The 5,798-nt window shown below is 45.8% G+C and carries 5 protein-coding genes; all 5 read left to right on the top strand.

The features are described 5' to 3' along the window. Window positions 1-39 precede the first annotated feature (39 nt). Window positions 40-1,191 (top strand): sugar transferase, encoded by a 1,152-nt coding sequence (locus VN105_RS06215; RefSeq protein WP_325638982.1) that lies wholly within the window; start codon window positions 40-42, stop codon window positions 1,189-1,191. After that, complete coding sequence (locus VN105_RS06220) at window positions 1,191-2,399, top strand: glycosyltransferase family 2 protein (RefSeq protein ID WP_325638984.1); 1,209 nt, start codon at window positions 1,191-1,193, stop codon at window positions 2,397-2,399. The genes VN105_RS06215 and VN105_RS06220 overlap by 1 nt, the downstream gene beginning before the upstream one ends. Then, window positions 2,383-3,306, top strand: a complete 924-nt coding sequence (locus VN105_RS06225; RefSeq protein ID WP_325638986.1) for a glycosyltransferase family 2 protein — start codon at window positions 2,383-2,385, stop codon at window positions 3,304-3,306. Before VN105_RS06220 ends, VN105_RS06225 begins: the two co-directional genes overlap by 17 nt. Beyond that, window positions 3,294-5,195, top strand: a complete 1,902-nt coding sequence (gene asnB, locus VN105_RS06230) for an asparagine synthase (glutamine-hydrolyzing) (protein WP_325638988.1) — start codon at window positions 3,294-3,296, stop codon at window positions 5,193-5,195. Before VN105_RS06225 ends, asnB begins: the two co-directional genes overlap by 13 nt. Before the next feature lies 1 nt (window position 5,196). Further along, window positions 5,197-5,798 (top strand): glycosyltransferase family 4 protein (locus VN105_RS06235; protein WP_325638990.1); only part of this gene is annotated, 602 nt, incomplete at its 3' end.

Here is a 5,798-nt window from a genome sequence, read left to right on the forward strand (position 1 = left end):
GTTATTGTCACCTACGAATACACTACTAATTTTTAACCGATGGATACCTTTACCCAAAATTCACTGCAGGTAGAAAGCATCAGAGGAACCGATACCGGTAAAAGCACCTTGCTTTACGAAGTTCCGGATGCAGAAAGCATCTTACTGTTTGTGGGAACACCGCATAAAGAGATGCAGGCTGAAAACAACCCCTTCAGATGCATAGTGACGGAGAATGTAGCGGATGCGCAGAAAGTGATCAACCAGTTGCAGCACATTTTTAAGAAAGTGCCAGCAGCTATTATTTACCGGTTCGATAGTGCCTATGAATCGGCCCTTTCGGAATGGAACACCTATTTTAAAACGCATCAGTTCCTTTGCTCTATTCCCTTTTTTGTATACACAGATAAAGGGTTTGATGAAATGAAGTCGCTAATGGGCAGGCATACCTTTATCGATGATATCATCACACAGGAGGCGTGGCAGGTGCTGGGTAATAAAATTGCCATCGTGAGCAAGGTAAAGCGTATGCGCACTTTCCCGGTATACCGGAGCAGTACCCTGCGCACAAGGCTTTATACCCGGAGATTTTACAGCAACTTCCTGAAACGCTCGCTCGATGTGGCATTGGCAGGCGGCGGCTTGCTCATGCTGAGCCCTGTAATGCTGGTGATCGCTGCTTTGATCAGGCTCGAATCCAAAGGCCCCATATTTTACGCGGCCAAACGCGCCGGCAGGAACTACCGCGTCTTTAAATTCTATAAGTTCCGGACCATGGTACCGGACGCAGACAGGCAACTGGATAAGATCAAACACCTGAATCAGTACGACGGACAAACAGACGGTCCTGTTTTTATAAAAGTATCCAACGATCCAAGGGTGACCAAACTCGGTGGTTTCCTGCGCAATACCAGCCTGGACGAGATCCCGCAACTGCTCAATGTGTTGAAAGGAGATATGTCGCTGGTGGGAAACCGCCCGCTGCCATTATATGAAGCCAATACCCTCACTACCGACGAATGGGTGGAAAGATTCCTTGCTCCGGCTGGTATTACGGGCTTATGGCAGGTAAGTAAAAGAGGTAAAAAAGAGATGTCCGTAAAAGAAAGGATAGACCTGGATATTAATTACGCCCATAACCGCTCGCTGAGGTATGATATGTGGCTGATGGCAAGCACGCCATTCGCGCTTGTACAAAAAGACAATGTATAATGATAACAATTATAACAATAATACTGTTTGTTTACCTGGCCGGTTGTGTACTGTATAATCTTTTGTTAGCCATCGCCGGCCGTTTGAGCCGGAAGAAGAAAATTGCATATGAGGAAACGGTGACTTTTGCGAAGATTGCCATTCTTATCCCGGCTTATAAGGAAGACAGTATTATTTTATCCACTGTTAACAGCTATAACCGCCTGCACTATCCTTTGCATCAGTTTGAAGTAGTGGTGATTGCAGATTCTTTGCAACCCCGTACCATGGAAGAGCTGGCGGCTACAGGTGTGAATGTGATACCGGTTAAATTCGATAAAAGCACCAAGGCTAAATCGCTGAATGCAGCATTTGAAAAATTGGGAGATAATTATGACCTGGCACTGATTTGTGATGCAGATAATATGCTGGAGGCAGATTTTCTTTTAAAGATCAATCATGCTTACCAGCAGGGGCATCATGCCATCCAGGGACAACGGGTGGCCAAAAATCTGAACACGCCGTTTGCGATTCTCGATGCTGCCAACGAAATCATCGCCAATCATCTTTACCGTAAAGGCGCCAACGCATTGGGGTTATCGTCTTCTGTAATTGGCTCGGGCATGGCGTTTCATTACCCGCTTATCAAACAGATACTCAGCGAAATACAGGCTACCGGCGGGTTTGATAAGGTGTTACAGTTACTGGTGATATCAAAAGGCCACTCCATTTTATACCTGGAAGATGCTTATGTGTATGATGAGAAGATTACACATGCAGCCGTGTTCGAAAACCAGCGGAAACGCTGGATGTCCAGCCAGCTGGTTTATTTGCGCACGTTCTGGGGCAGGGGATGGGCGGCTTTATTCAGAGGCAACGTGAATTATTTTAACCTCGCAGTATGCCAGAACGCATTGCTGCCGCGTATGTTGCTGCTGGCAGCATTAACGGTTTGTACGGCCATCGGCTTCCTGCTGCAGCGTTTTATACCCATGTCTTATTATTGGTGGATGGTTTTGTTTACGCTGAATATAATCAGCCTCTTACTGCCTATTCCGGGGAAGTTCTTTACAAAATATCTTTTTACAGCCATGCTTACTTTACCACGCGCGGTTGGCATCATGATATTATTGTTGTTCCGCCTGAAGGGAGCAGATAAAACTTTTATACACACTACTCATACGCAAACAGGTATTGATAATCCTTTATTAGATGCAGCCAGAAAGTAATACATATTATCCGCTGGTATCCATTATCACTGTTAATTATAACAATGCCAGGGTAACCGTGGAGCTCATGGCCTCCCTTAACAGGATCAGCTATCCCAACCTGGAGGTGATTGTAGTGGATAATGCCTCCGCAGAAAGTCCTGTTGCGGTTATAAAGAACGAATATCCATCTGCCATCGTTATCGAAAGTAAAGACAACCTGGGTTTTGCGGGCGGAAATAACCTCGGTATTAAGGCCGCCCGTGGTGAATATCTTTTCCTGGTGAATAATGATACAGAGTTTACGGAAGGATTGATAGAAGGATTGCTGGAAGTATTTGCCAAACACCCGGATGCCGGTGTGGTAAGCCCTAAGTTCCACTACTTTTTTCAGAAAGGGACCATAGAATACGCAGGGTATAAAGCCGTGGATACGCTTACAGGCAGAAACAGCATGATCGGCTGCCGCGAACAGGACAAGGGTCAGTATGATGCGATATCAGAAACGCATTACGCACACGGAGGCGCTATGATGGTAAGCGCAGGGGCGCTCGCTAAAGTTGGACTGATGCCGGAAGTATATTTCCTCTATTACGAAGAATTTGATTGGTGCGAGCAATTCAAACGCCAGGGTTATAAAATATATTATCAATACAAATCGCTGATCTATCATAAGGAGTCCATGACCACCGGTAAGAACAGCCCCCTGAAAACGTATTACATTACGCGTAACAGGATCTTATTCATGCGCCGGAACGTAAAACTTCCTGCCAGGATGTTCTTCATGCTGTATTTTATTTTTCTTACGATTCCCAAAAACACCGTTCAGTTTTTACTAAAAAGGGAATCGGTTCATATGAACGCATTCTGGAAGGGAATTTTCTGGAATCTTAAACACCCTAAACCGGATAATTTATGTGTGGCATAGCAGGGTTTATTGATTTTACCCAAAAATCAGACGCAGATATCCTGCGTAGCATGACAGATGTAATGGCGCACCGCGGGCCCAATGATGCCGGCTACGAGGTATACGAACATCCCCGGGCTTCCGTGGGATTGGGACAGCGCCGTTTATCCATCCTGGACCTCTCCAGGTCTGGTCATCAGCCCATGCACTTCGAACAATATTCCATTATTTTCAATGGAGAGATATATAACTTCAAGGAGATCCGTACCGAGCTGGAAAAGCTGGGCCACCATTTTCATTCCGGCGCCGATACGGAAGTGCTGCTGAAAGGCTACGCACAATGGAAGGAAAAGATCCTTGATAAATGCATAGGCATGTTTGCCTTTGTGATCTACGACCGTAAGGCGGAGGAAGTAACCCTTTTCCGTGATCGTGCCGGCGTTAAGCCTTTATACTATTACTGGCATAACCGCACCCTGCTTTTCGCATCTGAACTGAAAGGTATTTGTGAACATCCGGCTTTCCGGAAGGAGATCGATGAAAAAAGTTTATCGCTCTTCCTCCAGTACAGCTATATTCCTGCTCCTTATACCATTTACAGGAACACACATAAACTGAAACCGGGTCACCTGTTGAAGTTGTCGCTGAACGATGCCGCTGTAAAGGAAGTGCAGTACTGGAATGTACTGGATGCCTACCGGCAGCCGCTTACAGGGTTGTCTGAATTTGATGTGATCAAACATACGGAACAGTTGATGCATAATGCATACAGTTACCGCATGGTATCTGATGTACCGGTAGGCGTGTTTTTAAGCGGCGGGTATGATAGCGCCAGTGTAGCCGCCCTGCTGCAGTCTAACACCTCCAGCCGTATTAAAACCTTTACCATTGGATACAAGGAACCGCAGTGGGATGAATCGAAAGAGGCAAAGAAAATTGCCATGCACCTGGGTACGGAACATCATGAATGGATAGTTGGTCCCGCTGAAGCAAAAGAGGTATTACACCACCTGCCGGAAATATACGATGAGCCATTTGCCGATAATTCTACCGTGCCTACCACACTGGTGAGCAGGTTTGCCAGTAAGGAAGTAAAAGTGGTGCTTTCTGCCGATGGGGGTGATGAAGTGTTTGCAGGATATAATAAGTTTAACCAGTCGCTCCGCTATACCGGCAGTTTTCCAAAACCATTGCAACGCACCATCAGCGCTGCCATGTCTGTAGTATCGCCGGAAGTGATCCCTTACTTTAATAAGCAATATAATTTCGCTTCCCGCTACGAAAAAATGAAACTGATATGGGCCAGCGGAAAACCGCAGCATGCCCTGAAGTATATCAGCCAGTACCTCACGGAAAACGAAGTGAATTATTATACCGCCATGCAGGCAGATGGTTATAAAACCAACTTCGACATGAACGGCGAACTGGATAATATGAACGATCCGCTGAACAGGTTACTGGCAGTGGATTATAAAACCTTCCTGGTAGACAATAACCTGGTGAAGGTAGACAGGGCCACCATGTCGGTAAGTATTGAAGGCCGCGAACCTATGCTGGATCACCGGTTGGTGGAATTTCTGGCAAAGGTGCCTGCGGGATTGAAAGTAAAAGACGGCATCAATAAATACATCCTGAAAACAATTGTACATAAATATATTCCGAAGCCTTTAATGGAGCGTCCAAAAAGACCTTTCATTGCCCCGTTGCAGGAATGGTTCAGGGATGAGCTGAAAGAGCAGATGCAATATTATCTCTCCGGTGAACGCCTTGCAAAATCAGGGTTGTTCAATGTGCCGCATGTAGAAGGATTATTGAAGAATTACTTATCGGGCGGTAAAGTGAGTCATCAGAAATTATGGAATATGCTGGTTTTCCAGTTATGGTACAGCCGCTGGATAGAAAAATTATAGTATGGGCAAAATGAATGGCAAAACACGGGTACTTGAAACCATCCGCCAGGGTAAGATCGGCGGGGGAGAGAGTCATGTACTGGACCTGGTGGCGTCGCTGGATAAAACAGCTTTTGAACCCATTGTGCTTTCTTTTACAGAGGGCCCTATGATAACGGCTTTGCAGAAAATGAATGTTTCTGCATTTGTTATTGAAAGCGAGAAAGCGTTTGATATCAGTGTATGGAAGAAGGTGAAGAAATTTATGGAAGATCAGCGGATAGACATTGTACATGTGCATGGTACCCGCGCCAATACAAATGTGTTGTGGGCCGCACGCCGCCTGGGATTACCGGTGGTGTACACTATTCACGGCTGGTCTTTTCACGATGGATTGCATCCGCTGGCCAAACGCTTACGTATTGCCGCCGAAAAATTTATTACCCGTAAAACACAGGTGAATATTTGTGTATCTGAATCCAACCGGCAAACCGGTATCAAAGCCTTAAAAGGTTTTTCCGGTATCGTGGTGAGGAATGGGATCAACCTGCAGAAGTTTAATCCCCATGCACCATACCCGGATCTGCGTGCGGAATATGGTATACCGGAAAATAAGCTGCTGGT

Origin of the sequence: Chitinophaga sp., from assembly GCF_035564935.1 — a bacterium.
GTDB lineage: Bacteria > Bacteroidota > Bacteroidia > Chitinophagales > Chitinophagaceae > Chitinophaga.